Origin of the sequence: Polaribacter sp. Z022, from assembly GCF_023555495.1 — a bacterium.
GTDB lineage: Bacteria > Bacteroidota > Bacteroidia > Flavobacteriales > Flavobacteriaceae > Polaribacter.
Map to the genome: position 1 here is coordinate 1 of NZ_JALCZO010000002.1, position 15,221 is coordinate 15,221.

Below are 15,221 nucleotides of genomic sequence, written 5' to 3' on the forward strand. Positions count from 1 at the left end.
AACTTCCAACTTCCAACTTCCAACTTCCAACTTCCAACTTCCAACTTCCAACTTCCAACTTCCAACTTCCAACTTCCAACTTCCAACTTCCAACTGAATTACTGAATACTCTTTTTATAAGTTCTTCTCCTTTTGTGAGTAACTGGCTTAAAATCTTTCCATAATTTATTAATAGCTTGGTTATCTTCTAACTCAGGAGTTCTAATACAGTTATCTATACCTAAAGGCGCAAAAGTTTTGGTGTATTGGTCAAAAATAATTGCATGTACACCTTTATTTTGATAATCTGGATGCACACCAATTAAATAGAAAGTAACGTCTTTTGCATGTTTTCTAGCTTTTAATAAATGAAACAAACCAAAAGGAAATAATTTACCCTTAGCTTTTTGTAAAGCTTCAGAAAAAGAAGGCATTACAATTGCAAAAGCAACTAATTTGTTATTTTCATCAACCACAAATTTTATATATTCTGGGTTTATAAATGAAATGTATTTTTTCTTAAAAAAGGCAATTTGTGCATCAGAAATAGGAACAAAAGTAGATAGTTTAGAGTAAGAAGCATCAAATACTTCAAACATTTCATCGACATAAGGCATAATGTCTTTTGTCTTTGTAAAATCTAATGCTTTTAGCTTAAATCGTCTTTTTAAGATATTACTTATTCTATCAAAATAAACACCATCTACATTGTTAAATTTAAACTTGTTTTCTAAATATTCTTTCTCTTTTACAAAACCTAATTGCTCTAAATGATCTTTGTAATAAGGGTGATTGTACCAAGTAATCATGGTTCCAATATGATCAAAACCATCAATTAAAACACCAGTTTTATCTAAATTGTTAAAACCAACAGGTCCTTCTAAATATTCTAAATTATTTTCAAGTCCAATTTCTTTTACTTTGTTTAAAAGTGCTTTAGAAACTTCAATATCATCTATAACATCAAACCAACCAAAACGCATTTTTTTAATTTGTTGTTTATCAACTTCAAACCAATTTATAATTGCAATAACTCTACCAACAATTTTATTGTTTTTTAAAGCTACAAAAAACTGAGCATCAGCATTTTCAAAAACAGGATTTTTTGTAGGGTCAAAATTGTCAATTTCGTCTTTAATAATAGGAGGAACCCAGTATTTATTATTTTTATATAACGAAAAAGGAAATGTTACAAATTGTTTCATTTCCTTTTTGGTAGTCATTTTTTTGATTGTAATCATATTACAAAAATAGTATTTCTATTTGTTATTTTTCTTCATTTCTTTTTCTAGCTCTTTAATTTCTCTTTCTAATTTTTCAATCTCTGTTTCTTCTTTTTTCTTTTTCTTCTTAAATAACCCTAAAAAGCCATTTTTTTTCTTTTTTGCAGTTGTTCTTTTTCTGCTTCTACTTGGTCTTTTTCTTGTAGATTTTTTACTTTCATTTCTTTTAAAAATACTAAGTATTCTATTAAAAAAGTTATTTTGACGTTTGTTGTACCTAGTAATTGGTGTGTCTTTTTTTAATGAAATTGGAGTTTCATCTAAATCTATATAAGAATCTTCATGATTATCAATTCTATAAGAAATTCCTAAGCCACTGTAAAAACCATTTGTTTTTCCTTCTAAAAGATATCTTGCAGAAGCATTTATTTGAAAATCTTTGTTAAATAAGTAAGCTAAACCAGTACCAAAATTTACATTGTTTTGGTGTTTCTGAAAAATTCCTTGGTGCTCTACAAAACCAGACCATCTAGATCCAAAATTTTGTGTAGCTGTAATTATATATGATATTTCAGAAAAATCGGTTCCTATTTTATCATAAAAAACATTAGAAATAACATTAAACTCATTGGTTAAATTATGTTGTAAAAGCACACCAACTTTAGGTGTTATACTTTGCGTTTTATGAATTTCATTTACTAAATCTGTGTTCATTCCTAAATACAGGGCAACAGATGGTATTAAACGTTTCTTATCAAAAGCATGTCTTTTTTTCCAACTTCTAACTTCTTTAGATTTGTCTGTATATTCTGGTTGAAACAATAAATACTTTGCACCAATTGTAAATTTGCTTAACCCTGTAGAAAAGTAATGAGACGTAAAAATATTTTTAAAAGCAACTTTGTCTTTTTGGTAAGCTAATTGGGCATTTAATTCTAATTTCTCTAAAAAAAAACTTGTTCTAAAAAGTAAATCTACTCCAAAAGCTTGAGGTTTAGAAAATGTAGGGTCTATACTTGTATTTCTAAAAAAAAAGTTACTCTCAAACTGATAAACTCCTGTACCAACACTATAAGGACTTTCAGAAAAACCTGGTTTGTTAGAATTAATTACATCTGTATATTGTGCTTGTATAGAGTTTGTTACGAGTAAGAAAAACGTGAAAAATATTTTGATAAAAAGTTTTTTCATAAAAAAAATACAAGTTTATAAGCTGTAGTAATCAATTAACACAAACATAAGTTAAAAATGCTATTTTAAAAAAGCAAAGTATACTTTTTTGACTTTGTGAAAGTTTTATAGATTGTTAACGCTTCAATTGTGTTCAAATTGTTATTTTTGATTGATTTTTTTATAAATATTAATTTAAATGGGTTTACTAAAAACTATATTTTTTATACTTCTTTTTTACTATGCTTTTAAATTTTTAGCAAGATTATTTGCACCTTTTTTAATGAAAAAGGCTGCAGAAACTATGCAGAAAAAAGCAGAACAACAATTTAGAGGACAACAACAGCAACAAAGTAATACTGTTCAAGAAGGAGAAACAGTAATAGATAAGCAACCAAGAAAACAACAACAAAGTAAAGATACTGTAGGTGAGTATGTTGATTTTGAAGAAGTTGATTAACCTTGTATTTTATTAACTAAAAAGTATTCACTTGAAAATTTCTAATAAAGTTATTCCTTATATAATAGCAATTGCGGTTTTTGCATTGGCTTCAATTATATATTTTCATCCGGTTTTAAAAGGACAAAAGTTACATCAATCAGATATCACTCAATTTAGAGGGATGGTTAAAGATATTAATGACTTTAGAACAGAAAAAAATGCAGAACCTTATTGGACAGCTTCTTCATTTAGTGGTATGCCTGCTTATCAAGTAAGTGCATATTATCCTAATGATTTTGTAAGATTGTTAGATAGATCTTTACGTTTTTTACCAAGACCTGCAGATTATACTTTTCTTTACTTTCTTAGTTTTTTTGTATTAATGTTGGCCTTAAAAGTTGATTGGAGATTGGCAATTTTAGGATCTCTCGCCTTTGGTTTTTCTACCTATTTAATTATTATTTTTGGAGCAGGACATAATGCAAAAGCTCATGCAATTGCATATATGCCTTTGGTTGTAGCAGGAATTTTATGGGTTTTCCAGAAAAGATATATACTTGGTTTTCTTGTAACTGGAGTTGCAATGGCTCTAGAAATTTATACAAATCATCCACAAATGACTTATTATTTAGGTTTTTGTTTATTGATTTTAGGAATTGTAGAATTTATAAATGCAATTAAAGAAAAACAAACTACAGTATTTATAAAACAAAGTATAGTAATTCTTGCTGCAGTTGTGTTAGGTATTGGTGCTAATTCTTCTCGTTTAATGGCTATGAAAGAATATGCAGATAAAAGTACAAGAGGAAAATCTGAATTAACCATAAACGTAGATGGTAGTAAAAAAGAAGCTACTAAAGGTTTAGATAAAGCATATATTACAGAATATAGTTACGCAAAGTTAGAAACTTTTAATTTGTTTATTCCACGATTTATGGGTGGGGGAACTATAGAAAAATTAGGAGAAGATTCTAATTTTTATAAAACAATAGAAGCTGCTGCTGGTAAAAAGGTTGCAAAAGATTACGCTAGTCAAGTTTTAACTTATTGGGGAGACCAAGCCATAATAGAAGCACCAGCGTATATTGGAGCCGTAATTTTCTTTCTATTTTTCTTAGGAATTTTCTTAGTAAAAGGTAGATTAAAACAATGGTTAGTAGCTGCTACAGTTTTTTCTGTTTTAATGAGTTGGGGAAGAAATTTTGAAGTGCTTACTAACTTTTTTATAGACTATTTTCCTTTATATAATAAGTTTAGAGCTGTTTCTTCTATACAAGTAATTGCAGAATTATGTGTGCCAATTTTAGGTGTTTTGGCTTTAAAAGAGTTCTTTTCTTCATCTATTTCATCTAAAGAAAAACAAGAAGCTTTAAAGAAAGCAGTGTATGTTTTTGGAGGTTTAATTGTAGTTGGATTTTTATTAGCTCATGGTTATGCAACTTTTGAAGGAATAAGAGATGCTCAATACAGTCAATTACCAGGGTTAACAGATGCAATTATTGCTGATAGAAAATCAATGTTATTAGTAGATTCTTTACGTTCTATTGTATTAATGTTATTGTCTGCAGGAGTTTTATATATGTTATTAAAAGACAAACTAAAGCAAAATATTACAATAATTGCATTAACAGTTTTTGTGTTGTTTGATTTAATTTCTGTAAATAAAAAATATGTAAATGAAGACGATTTTAAATCGTCTAGAAAAATAGATAAACCATTTACAGCATCAAAAGCAGATAAAATAATTTTACAAGACAAAACACATTTTAGAGTTGGTAACTTTACTGTAAACCCTATAAATGATGGAAGTACATCTTATTTTCATAATTCTATAGGTGGTTATCATGCTGCAAAATTAGGACGTTATCAAGAGTTATTTGATTTTCAAATTGCAAAAAACAACATGCAAGTTTTAAACATGTTGAATACTAAATATTTTATTATTGGTAATGATAAAGGAGAAAAACAAGCACAATTAAATCCAGATGCAAATGGTAATGCTTGGTTTGTAGAAAATGTAAAAGTTGTGAATTCTGCGAATGAAGAAATGCAAGCTTTAGACTCTTTAAATACCAAGAAAGAGGCAGTTTATCAAAAAGAATTTTTAAAACAAAAACAAAGTTTATTTCCTACAGAAAAAGATTCTACAGCTGTAATTAAACTAGTAAATAACAATCTAACATCATTAGTTTATCAATCTAAAACTACAAAAAAACAATTTGCAGTGTTTTCTGAAATCTATTATAAAGATGGTTGGAATGCTTATGTTGATGGAAAATTGACTCCACATTATAGAGTTAATTATGTTTTACGAGGAATGGTTATTCCTGCAGGAAATCATGAAATAGAATTTAAGTTTGAACCTAAGGTAATTCAGCAAGGAAAGTTTATTTCGCTTTCTTCATATGCTCTATTAATTTTAATTTCTCTTGGATGGTTTTTTTACGATAAGAAAAAAAGAAATGAACTATAATCTATTTTAGAGTCTTAATAAATTCTGAAGGTGTAACTCCTTTGTATTTTTTAAATGCTCTTGTAAATGCTGAGGCATTTGTATAACCAATTTCTTCTGCAAGATACTTTATAGTGTATTTTCTATAATCTTTATTTTCTGCAAGTAATTTTATAAGATACTCTATTCTTAATTCGGTTATGTAGTTTTTAAAAGTCTTATTCTTAGTTTTATTAATAATGTAAGACAAATAAGTTGTGTTTGTATTTAGTTTTTTGGTTAACACATTTATATTAAAAGTTGGCTTTAAAAAATCTTTAGAGTTCTCTAAATCAATTAGTCCGTTTAAAACTGTTTCTTCTAACTCTTCATTAATATTATATTCTTTTTTGGGGGTAATTGGTTTATCCTTTACTTCAATATTTATTTTGGCAAGTTCAATTTTTGTTTTTCTATTTTTTTTGTAGAAATAGTAAATGATAATTATTGCTATTATTAAAAGAACAAATGAATAAAATATAAAAGTGTATTTATTTTTTTTGTTAGTGTTTTTAATGGTTTCATTTAATTCTTTGGTATTATTAAAATCATATAAATAATGCAATTTGTTTGTAGCATTTTTATTGTCAGTAATAAAATTTAACTCTTTAATTGTTAATTCAGAATATTTATAAGCACTATCTTTTTGATTATTTTTATAATATTGATTTGCTAAAATATCATAAATAACATGCAACCTTTTTTTAGATTTAGGGTTTTCATTGTAACATAATAAATATTTTTTTCCGTAGATTAATGTAGAATCTGTGTTGTTTAAATTGTAAAAACAAATTGCTTTTAAAGAGTTGATATTTTGCTCTGTTTTAAATTCTTTAGAATTTGAATTAAATTTTTGAATTAATTCTAAAGCATTTTTAAATTTCTTCTTTGCAATTAAAACTTCTACCTCTCTAATTTGATAAAGGGTTTCAGAGTTTTTGTGAGGCGGATTAAATGTTTTTGCAACATTATATGCTTTTTTAAAGTATATACTGGCAGAATCTAAATCTTTACTTGTATAATCTGCGCTAGAATTTAAATAAGATTCTGCAATTAAATTAAGAGTTGAAGATTGATTTAATTTTAAAAAATATTCACTTTGGTTAGGGTTTTTGTAATAATCTGTTTTACTTAAATTAAAATAAATTTCAGGTAATTTAGCGTAAGATTCTTTTAAAATTTTTCTAGATTCAGTATAAAAACCCATACAATCTTTAATGATCGCAATATTATTATAATCTCCAAGTATGCTTGCATTGTAAATTGCATTCTTTTTACCTAAAGTTTCTGTAAGTTTTTTTCTTCTAATAGCTATTTCAAAAGCTTTATTATAGTCTGTTTTGTTTTTATATATCCAAAACAATCTGTTTAAGGCTGTTAATTTATTTAATTTTAAACATTTAACATCTGTGTTATTTAATTCCTTTAAAATTGTTAAACACTTTTCTTCAGATTCAACACATTTATCTGTTTGATACAAAGCTTTAGCTTCAAAATTTAATGCTCTATATCTATTACATTCATTTTCTGATTTTTTGAGTTTGTTAGAATAATAAAAAATACTATCGTTATTAGAGTTAGTATATTTATATAGTTTTTGTAAATATATTTCATCATTATCAGTCTTTTGAGCACTCAAAAACTGAATATTTAATAAAATTAAAACAAAAAATAATAATCTTTTCAATGTAGATGTTTTATTATAAATCTTTTAGGGTTTACAAGTATACTTAATTATAATCAGTTAATATACTACATTTTTAGCAATTAAATGCCTGTGCTTTTTATAAAAAGCGAAATACTTAATTAGTTTAAAGGTAGAATTAAAATTATATTTGTTGTGCATTTTAGATGCATTGTTATGAGAAAGACAAAAAGAAGTGGAGTTAAAAATCCTCTTCTTTTTTTTTGCACTATTTTGAGATTTTACAATTAAAATTTAAAATTTATTTTTAGTAATTTTACTTTTTAATTATAATCTATATGTATAAAAAATTACCTCAAAGAAGATACCAACATACCTTAGAATTTCTTCGAGAAGTGTTACCTAGTCCAGCAGTTATTTTAGATTTGGGAGTTAGAAATCCGTTTTCTGAAATTATGGAAGAAAATGGGTATACAGTAATTAATACAAATGGAGAAGATTTAGATCTGTTACCCGAAATTGTAAAAAAACATAAAGTAGATGCTGTTACTGCTTTTGAAATATTTGAACATTTAATAGCTCCTTTTAATGTTTTAAGAGAAATAGAATCTACAAAAATAATAACTACAATACCTTTAAAACTATGGTTTGCTTCTGCATATAGAAGTAAAACAGATATGTGGGATAGACATTATCATGAATTTGAAGATTGGCAGTATAATTGGTTGTTAGAAAAATCTGGTTGGAATATTAAAAAAACAAAGAAATGGACAAGTCCAATAAATAAAATAGGATTTAGACCAATTCTAAGAAAGTTTACACCTAGATATTATGCAGTTTATGCCGAAAAAACACATTCATGAGAATAGGAATGATATTAGATGAAGTGTTTCCTCCTGATCCAAGGGTTGAGAATGAAGCAGTTTCATTAATTAAATCTGGTCATGAAGTTTTTCTGTTTTGTTTACAATACGATTCTAAAAATGCTTCTGAAGTTATCAATGGAATTAATGTTAAAAGGTATTTATCTAATAAAATAGAATACAAACTTTCTGCATTAGCTTATACATTTCCTTTTTATAAGATTTTAATGTCTATTAAAATAAAAGATTTTATTGTAAAAAATAAAATTGACGTAATTCATACGCATGATATAAGAATAGCAGCTGCAGTTTTTAAAGCAAATAAAAAAATAGAGTTACCAATAATTCTTGATTTGCATGAAAATAGACCAGATATAATGAAGTATTATCCACACCTGTCTAAATTTCCTGGTAACTTTTTGATATCACCTAATACTTGGAAAAAGAAGGAAGAACAGTTTATTTTAAAAGCAACTAAAATAGTTGTTGTAACTGCTTTAGCTAAAAAAGAGATATTAAATAGGCTACCAATTAATGATGATAAGGTAATAGTTTTACCCAATACTGTAAGAAAAAGTTTTTATGAAAATTCTATTAAATTAGAGTTTAAAAATAAGTATTCTAATCATTTTACTTTACTTTATATTGGTGATACAGGCTTAAGAAGAGGTTTAGAAACAGCAATAAAAGCTATTGCTATTTTAAAAAATAAAATACCAAATATTAAGTTAGTTATTGTAGGAAAAAATACTACAGATTTTGTGCTAAAAGAATTAACTCAAAAATTAAATATTGAAAAATTTGTAGATTTTTTAGGATGGCAAGACCAAAAATATTTTAAATCATTAATTAATAGTAGTGATGTTTGTATATCTCCATTGCATAGAAACTTACATCATGATACTACTTATGCTAATAAAATATTTCAGTATATGAGTCTTAGAAAACCTTTATTAGTTAGTGATGCAACAGCCCAAAAAGAAATAGTTGAACGAGTTGAATCTGGTTTAGTACATCAAGCAAAAAATGTAGAAGATTTTGCAAAAAAAGCCTTAATCTTATATAAAAACGAAAGTTTAAGAATTAAATTAGCAGAAAATGGAGAAGGTTTTGTGAAAGATAAATTTAATTGGGAAACTACTTCAACTTCACTAATAAAGTTATATGAAAACATTTTAGATTGAAAGTTTTAATAATTACATATTATTGGCCTCCTGCAGGAGGTTCTGGGGTTCAACGTTGGTTAAAGTTTGTAAAATATTTACAAGAATTTGGTATAGAACCAATTGTTTATACTGTAGATAATGTTAATTATCCTAAAGAAGATGCTAGTTTAATAAAAGAAATTCCCAATAATATTAAAATATTAAAACAACCTATTTGGGACCCAACAAGTTTGGTGTCTAAAAATAAAAAAGGTTCTCAAAATAAAGGTGTTTCTAACAGTACCAAAAATGGAATTTTATCATTTATTAGAGGTAATTTTTTTGTTCCAGACCCTAAAATATTTTGGGTAAAGCCTTCTTATAGATTTTTACATAAGTATTTAAAAAGTAATAAAATTGACGTAATAATTTCTACTGGTCCTCCTCATAGTATGCATTTAATAGCTAAAAAATTGCATAAAAAAAATAATATAAAATGGATTGCAGATTTTAGAGATCCTTGGACAGATTTATATTATAACAAAGAATTTAAGCAATTATCTACAGTAATAAGAAGAAATAGAAAATTAGAGGAATCAGTTTTAAAAGAAGCAGATTGTGTTTTAACAGTTAGTAATTCTCTTAAAGAAGGATTCTCTAAAATAGCTAGTAGAGTAGAAGTAATTACCAATGGTTTTGATGATGAAGTAATAACGAAAAATATTGTAAGACCAGATAAAAAATTTACAATTTCTTATATTGGTTTATTACCTAAACAAAGTAATCCAAAGTTGTTTTTTAAAGTTTTAGAAGAATTAAGTAGCCATAATGAAGACTTTAAAAATGATTTGCACATAAACCTTGTTGGAGATATTTCTGACGAAGTAAAAGCAGAAATTAAAGGGAATAATTTGCAAAATAATGTTAGTTTTATTGGGTATGTTTCTCATAGAGAAGCAATTGAATACCAAAAAAAAGCACAAGTTTTATTATTGTTAATACCTAATGTTAAAAAATCTGAAGGAATTTTAACTGGAAAACTTTTTGAATATCTAACAGCAAAAAGACCAATTTTAGCTATTGGACCAGAAAATGGAGATTTATCAACTGTTTTAAAAGAAACAAATGCTGGTGTTGTTTGTGGTTTTGATAATAAAGAAAAATTAACATCAGAAATACTTACTTTGTACAATAAATACAAAGAAGGTAATTTGTATGTAAAATCTACAAACATCAAAAAATATCATAGAAAAGAATTAACTAAAAAGTTAGCATCTATAATTAAAAGTTTACATTCGTAAAATGGGAATTGTATTTAAACAATCTTTAAAAAATACGTTTTTTATCTACTTAGGTTTTGCCTTTGGAGGAATAAATACCTTGTTTTTATATACTCGTTTTTTAGAAGACGAATATTATGGATTAGTAACTTTTTTATTATCTACTTCAAATTTATTAATGCCCTTAATAGCATTAGGAATACACCATACAATTGTAAAGTATTTCTCTAGTTATTTTACAAAATTAGAACAAGATCGTTTTTTATCTTCAGTATTGTTTTTACCCTTTTTAATTGCAATTCCTATAGCATTTATAGGAAATCATTTTTATCAAGAAATAGGAAATTATTTATCTGTAGAAAACCCAATTATAAAAGATTATACGTTTGTAATTTTTTTAATAGCAGTTGCTTGTGCTTATTTCGAAATTTTTTATGCTTGGGCTAAGGTTCAGTTTCAATCAGTAATTGGTAATATTTTAAAAGAACTATGGAATAGAGTTGTGGTTATGATACTACTATTTGCAGTTTATTTTGAGTTCTTAACTAAAGAAGAGTTTATTTATTATTTAACAGGCGCTTACTTTTTAAGAATGCTTGTAATGATGTTGTATGCATTTAAATTATATATTCCAAAATTTACTTTTGTAAGACCAGATAACTTTAAAGAAGTATTGCGTTTTTCTGGTTATATTATTTTAGCAGGTAGTGCTGGTGCAATTATTTTAGATATTGATAAATTTATGATTCCTGGAAAGGAATCTTTAGTTAAAGCAGCTTATTATTCTGTTGCAGTTTTCATTGGTTCTTTTATTGAAGCTCCAAGTAGAGCAATGTTAAATATTTTACAGCCTTTAACATCAAAAACGTTAAATGAAGACAACCATAAAGAAGTAGCGTCTTTGTATAAAAAAAGTTCTATTAATTTATTATTGATTAGTGGTTTTTTCTTTGTTTTAATTAATGCTAATGTTGGACAATTATTTAAATTATTGCCTCAAGAATATGCTGGTGGAACATTAGTGGTATTAATGATATCTTCTTTAAAATTATACAATGGTTTTTTAGGAAATAATGGCGCTATAATTAATAATTCTAAATTTTACAGAATAACATTACCTATTAGTGTTTCTATGGCATTATCTGTTTATTTCTTAAATAAACTTTTTTATTATACGTTAGATATGGGTACAGATGGATTAGCTTTAGCTACATTAATTGTAATTTTTTCGGCTAATTCTTTTAAACTTTTTTTTGTGAAAAGTAAGTTTTCTATGACACCTTTTACAAACAAAACATTTAGAATGCTATTAATAATAGCAGGTTTGTATTTAGCTTTCAATTTTTGGGACTTTCCTATTGATGATATTTATATTTGGAATTTTCCAATTCATCCAATATTTAATATTGCTCTGAAAAGTATAGTAATTTCAGTAATTTATCTCTTTTTAATATTTAAATTAAACATCTCTCCAGAACTAGATAATTTATTAAAAAAGTTTTACAAATAGCAGTCTATGTAATCTGTAATCATATGAAAAAGTAGAGCAATACATATGATTCTTGTTTTCTTAAAAAATAGCCCTAAACAATAAAAACCTATTGCAATATATGAGTGTAAAGGGTGAAAATTAATACTACACCTATTTTTATCAAATATCGGAGTTGCTAATAAGTGATCTAAATCTACCAGCATAGAACAAATAAAAATTAGGTAAACTTTTTTCCAATTACTTTTAAAGAAAAAGTAAGAGATAAATAAAGGAGCCACAAAATGCAGCCCATAATGAATGATAAAATTTAATTTCATAAATAAAAAAAGGCTTATTAAAAATAAGCCTTTGTATAAATTGCTATTGCAACAATATATTGGGGGAAATAATATAGTGCAAATTTAGTTTATTAAGACCAATTATAGATTAACATATGTTAATTGAATTATTTATTTTGAATACAACTCTTTTCTAATTCTGCTTAATTGTACTGGTGTAATATTTAAATATGAAGCAATGTGATATTGTGGTACTAGGTTTTCTATTTCGGGTATTTGTTTTTTAAGTTTTAAATATCGTTCTGTTGCATTTAAGACAGATAAATCATAAATTCTAGACTCTAATGTAAGAAATATTAACTCTAAAATAGTAGAATACATATTACTTAAAGCTTTATCTGTACTTATTAATTTTTTAAAATCTTTAAAATTAATTGCATAAACTTCACAATCAGATAAACAATCATAAGATAATCTAGATGGTTTATTTAATACTAAAGAACCTAATGCACCAGTTGTTCTTGGAGGTGTAAAAAAATGTCTAATATATTCTCTTCCTTTTTCATCTGTATAATAAGACCTAATAAGGCCTTTTTTTATGACAAAAAAATCTTTTGGTATTTCACCAAAAACAGCAATATTATGCCCTTTCTTTAATTCTTTTAATCGAATTAAAGGCATTAATTTTTCTGCAGAAGTTTTAGGTAAATCTACAAGAGTATTTATAAAATCGAATAAAAAATTCATTTAATACTTTATAATTTATCTTACTAGAGAAAACTTAATAAGAAAATATAATTTGCATTAAAGTTAATGAATTTTTAGTTATAAATAGCTAATTGTGTTAGGACCTTCCATAAAAAGTAAGTCTAAAATTGATAAATTCGCAATAAAACCATGCTTTTCATCAAACATTTGTATGTAACGATTTACGGTTTTTGTAGGTTGTTTTTTAATATTAGAAAACTCTCTAAAATCTTTATTAGAAGTGTTAACAATATACTCTTCTGTTTTAGAATATTGTTGAGAAATCTGTAAAGCGTCTGTAATAAATAAATAAGTATCAATATTTACATCTTGTAAATAAGAGTATTTTTTATTGAAAATTTTAAGTAAATCATCTTCATAAAACTCATAAAAAGGTGAAGTTCTATAGGCAGTTTGTAGTGATTTTAAATGATTGTCTTGCCAGTTAGAATCATTATCTACTAATAAATCTTTTGTTTTTTTTCTTTGAGAATTTCCTTTGTGTTTATCTTTTACAGGAATATTTAGTAATTGTTTTCCATTAGAATTAAAGATGTAACATCTATTTCTATAGCTTTGTTTTTGAAAATTATCTTCCATTTCAAAAACTACAGCTTCAGATTTTAATATTTCTGAATACTCATAAATAGAACCAAAATAAGATGGTATAAACAATGAAGACATCTTATTTGTTATTTAGCAGATTTTCTTTTGTTTTTGAAAAAACTGTAGCCAATATATATTGCAATTAAAGCAAATACTAAATATCTATAAGAAACAGGTTTACCATCTCCATGTACAGTTGTAAACATTCTATCCCATCTTATAGATTTTATTTTTTCTCCAAAAGAACCTGCATTTGCATCCCAACTAAACCATACCATAACTGGTTTTCCTAAAACATGATCAAAAGGAACATAACCCCAATAACGTGCGTCTAATGAGTTGTGTCTGTTATCTCCAACTAAGTAAAAATAATCTTGTTTAAAAGTATAAGAATCTGCTTTTTCTCCATTTATATAAATGTTATCTCCTACAACTTGTAAATCATTATTTTCATAGTTTTTAATAATTTGCTCATAAAAAGGTAGAGATTCTGTATCTATTTTAACAGTTGCTCCAGCTTCTGGAATATAAATAGGACCAAAATTATCTTGACTCCAACCTAAACTTTCTACATGAGGAAAAATGTCTTTATCTGCACCATGGTTTACTTTCTTTATGGAAACAGTTAATGGGTATTTTTCTAAACGAGTTACTTCATCTTCTGTTAAGTTGATATTTATTTTATTATCAACAGAAACCATTTTTAATCTTCTAGCAAAATCTGGGTTTATACCACCTGCTACCTCAGTATATAAAGAGTCAGCCCCAATTTTAGATAAAAATCCATTCTCTTTAATAGCATCTTGTACTTTTGGATTGTTCCAATATTCACTAAGAATTTTATATACGTTTGTTCTTTCTTTTTTTATTAAAAACTTAGGGTACGTACTTTGGTTTATTGGTTTCTTAGATTCATATGTATAATAGAATTGTAATTTACCTCTTTCTGGTAAGTTATTTTTAACTCCATTTATATAAAAGTATCCATTTTTCATTTCTAAAGAATCACCAGCAATACCCACACATCTTTTTACATAGTTGGTTTTCTTGTCTACAGGTTTGTATGTAAATTTCCCTGAATTATCTCCCCACATTGTAGCAAGAGTATCTGCAGGCCAATTAAAACAAACGATGTCGTTATTTTTAATTTTTTGCAAACCTGGTAAACGTGTATAAGGTAATTGTGGCTTTTTTAGGTATGAAGCAGTACCTGTAAAAGGTAAAGAATCATGAACCATTGGTGCAGCAACTACTGTTGATGGCACTCTAGCTCCATAATGAAATTTGCTTACAAATAAATAATCACCTACTAATAATGATTTTTCTAAAGATGAAGTTGGTATTGTAAAAGGTTGCATAAAATACGTATGCACTAAGGTTGCAGCTATAATTGCAAAAGCAATAGAACTAACCCATTCTCCTAATTCAGAACGAGGTTTTAAACTTCTATCTGCATTATATTTAGCATCAGTAGCGTAGTTAATGTAAAAAATATACAAACCTAAAGTTACAATTACTAAAAACGAATCTAATTTTTTATAAAAGCCATAAGTTCTAATAGTTTCTATCCAAATTACTGGAAACATTAAAAGGTTTACAACTGGTATAAATAATAAAATAATCCACCATTTTGGGCGATTAATCATTTTCATTAAAACAATACCGTTATAAATTGGTACTGCAGCTTCCCAAGCTTTTCTACCTGCTTTTACATAAAGTTTCCAAGTACCTAAGAAGTGAATTACTTGTACTGCTATGAAAAATATAAACCATTGTGTAAATGTCATAATTGTATGCTTTATTTTCTCTAAAGAGAATAATTTTATTTTTTTATAAGGCGTATAAAAGCCAAAAAGTTAT

Annotated in this window: 13 protein-coding genes; 6 read left to right on the plus strand and 7 right to left on the minus strand. The window is 26.1% G+C overall.

All coding sequences use genetic code 11. The annotated features are described in order from the left end of the window. Positions 1 to 98: 98 nt before the first annotated feature. Both MPF13_RS03795 and MPF13_RS03800 read right to left on the minus strand, forming a co-directional pair. The gene (locus tag MPF13_RS03795; RefSeq protein ID WP_249981003.1) at positions 99 to 1,220 is read right to left on the minus strand and encodes a GTP cyclohydrolase; all 1,122 of its coding nucleotides are present in this window, start codon (positions 1,218 to 1,220) and stop codon (positions 99 to 101) included. An 18-nt stretch (positions 1,221 to 1,238) separates the two neighbouring features. Beyond that, positions 1,239 to 2,393 carry a transporter gene (locus tag MPF13_RS03800; protein WP_249981004.1) on the minus strand — a complete coding sequence of 385 codons (1,155 nt, stop codon included), beginning with the start codon at positions 2,391 to 2,393 and terminating at the stop codon, positions 1,239 to 1,241. Positions 2,394 to 2,571: 178 nt separating this feature from the next. Here MPF13_RS03800 and MPF13_RS03805 point away from each other — a divergent pair, with 178 nt between their 5' ends. Then, complete coding sequence (locus tag MPF13_RS03805; RefSeq protein ID WP_249981005.1) at positions 2,572 to 2,832, plus strand: DUF4834 family protein; 261 nt, start codon at positions 2,572 to 2,574, stop codon at positions 2,830 to 2,832. 31 nt (positions 2,833 to 2,863) lie between these two features. Further along, positions 2,864 to 5,287 (plus strand): YfhO family protein, encoded by a 2,424-nt coding sequence (locus tag MPF13_RS03810; protein ID WP_249981006.1) that lies wholly within the window; start codon positions 2,864 to 2,866, stop codon positions 5,285 to 5,287. Position 5,288: 1 nt separating this feature from the next. On the opposite strand, the gene MPF13_RS03815 is transcribed toward MPF13_RS03810, so the two are convergent. Then, a complete protein-coding gene (locus MPF13_RS03815) occupies positions 5,289 to 6,992 on the minus strand; it encodes a helix-turn-helix domain-containing protein (RefSeq protein WP_249981007.1) in 1,704 nt (567 codons plus the stop codon). A gap of 296 nt (positions 6,993 to 7,288) precedes the next feature. Between MPF13_RS03815 and MPF13_RS03820 the strand changes: the two genes are divergently transcribed. From MPF13_RS03820 to MPF13_RS03835, 4 genes are read left to right on the plus strand one after another with little or no spacing between them, the layout of a single operon-like run. Beyond that, a complete protein-coding gene (locus MPF13_RS03820) occupies positions 7,289 to 7,813 on the plus strand; it encodes a class I SAM-dependent methyltransferase (RefSeq protein WP_249981008.1) in 525 nt (174 codons plus the stop codon). Further along, positions 7,810 to 8,997 (plus strand): glycosyltransferase family 4 protein, encoded by a 1,188-nt coding sequence (locus tag MPF13_RS03825; protein WP_249981009.1) that lies wholly within the window; start codon positions 7,810 to 7,812, stop codon positions 8,995 to 8,997. The genes MPF13_RS03820 and MPF13_RS03825 overlap by 4 nt, the downstream gene beginning before the upstream one ends. Further along, complete coding sequence (locus MPF13_RS03830) at positions 8,994 to 10,259, plus strand: glycosyltransferase family 4 protein (RefSeq protein ID WP_249981010.1); 1,266 nt, start codon at positions 8,994 to 8,996, stop codon at positions 10,257 to 10,259. The genes MPF13_RS03825 and MPF13_RS03830 overlap by 4 nt, the downstream gene beginning before the upstream one ends. 1 nt (position 10,260) lies before the next feature. Further along, complete coding sequence (locus MPF13_RS03835; RefSeq protein WP_249981011.1) at positions 10,261 to 11,748, plus strand: lipopolysaccharide biosynthesis protein; 1,488 nt, start codon at positions 10,261 to 10,263, stop codon at positions 11,746 to 11,748. Here the strand turns inward: MPF13_RS03835 and MPF13_RS03840 are convergent. The 4 genes from MPF13_RS03840 to lepB form a co-directional block, all read right to left on the minus strand. Continuing rightward, a complete protein-coding gene (locus tag MPF13_RS03840; RefSeq protein ID WP_249981012.1) occupies positions 11,739 to 12,047 on the minus strand; it encodes a DUF6122 family protein in 309 nt (102 codons plus the stop codon). The two genes, MPF13_RS03835 and MPF13_RS03840, sit on opposite strands and share 10 nt — an antisense overlap. Positions 12,048 to 12,179: 132 nt before the next feature. Next, complete coding sequence (locus tag MPF13_RS03845) at positions 12,180 to 12,755, minus strand: Crp/Fnr family transcriptional regulator (RefSeq protein WP_249981013.1); 576 nt, start codon at positions 12,753 to 12,755, stop codon at positions 12,180 to 12,182. Between the two features lie 78 nt (positions 12,756 to 12,833). Further along, positions 12,834 to 13,439: a WbqC family protein gene (locus MPF13_RS03850; RefSeq protein WP_249981014.1), complete on the minus strand. Its 606-nt coding sequence runs from the start codon at positions 13,437 to 13,439 to the stop codon at positions 12,834 to 12,836. An 8-nt stretch (positions 13,440 to 13,447) separates the two neighbouring features. Next, positions 13,448 to 15,148: a signal peptidase I gene (lepB, locus tag MPF13_RS03855; RefSeq protein WP_249981015.1), complete on the minus strand. Its 1,701-nt coding sequence runs from the start codon at positions 15,146 to 15,148 to the stop codon at positions 13,448 to 13,450. Positions 15,149 to 15,221: the final 73 nt, after the last annotated feature.

Excerpts from the sequence above, each read along its gene's own strand:
- MPF13_RS03795 (WP_249981003.1), bottom strand. The coding sequence starts at position 1,220 with ATGATTACAATCAAAAAAATGACTACCAAAAAGGAAATGAAACAATTT.
- MPF13_RS03800 (WP_249981004.1), bottom strand. The coding sequence starts at position 2,393 with ATGAAAAAACTTTTTATCAAAATATTTTTCACGTTTTTCTTACTCGTA.
- MPF13_RS03805 (WP_249981005.1), top strand. The coding sequence starts at position 2,572 with ATGGGTTTACTAAAAACTATATTTTTTATACTTCTTTTTTACTATGCT.
- MPF13_RS03820 (WP_249981008.1), top strand. The coding sequence starts at position 7,289 with ATGTATAAAAAATTACCTCAAAGAAGATACCAACATACCTTAGAATTT.
- MPF13_RS03825 (WP_249981009.1), top strand. The coding sequence starts at position 7,810 with ATGAGAATAGGAATGATATTAGATGAAGTGTTTCCTCCTGATCCAAGG.
- MPF13_RS03835 (WP_249981011.1), top strand. The coding sequence starts at position 10,261 with ATGGGAATTGTATTTAAACAATCTTTAAAAAATACGTTTTTTATCTAC.
- MPF13_RS03840 (WP_249981012.1), bottom strand. The coding sequence starts at position 12,047 with ATGAAATTAAATTTTATCATTCATTATGGGCTGCATTTTGTGGCTCCT.
- MPF13_RS03845 (WP_249981013.1), bottom strand. The coding sequence starts at position 12,755 with ATGAATTTTTTATTCGATTTTATAAATACTCTTGTAGATTTACCTAAA.
- MPF13_RS03850 (WP_249981014.1), bottom strand. The coding sequence starts at position 13,439 with ATGTCTTCATTGTTTATACCATCTTATTTTGGTTCTATTTATGAGTAT.
- lepB (WP_249981015.1), bottom strand. The coding sequence starts at position 15,148 with ATGACATTTACACAATGGTTTATATTTTTCATAGCAGTACAAGTAATT.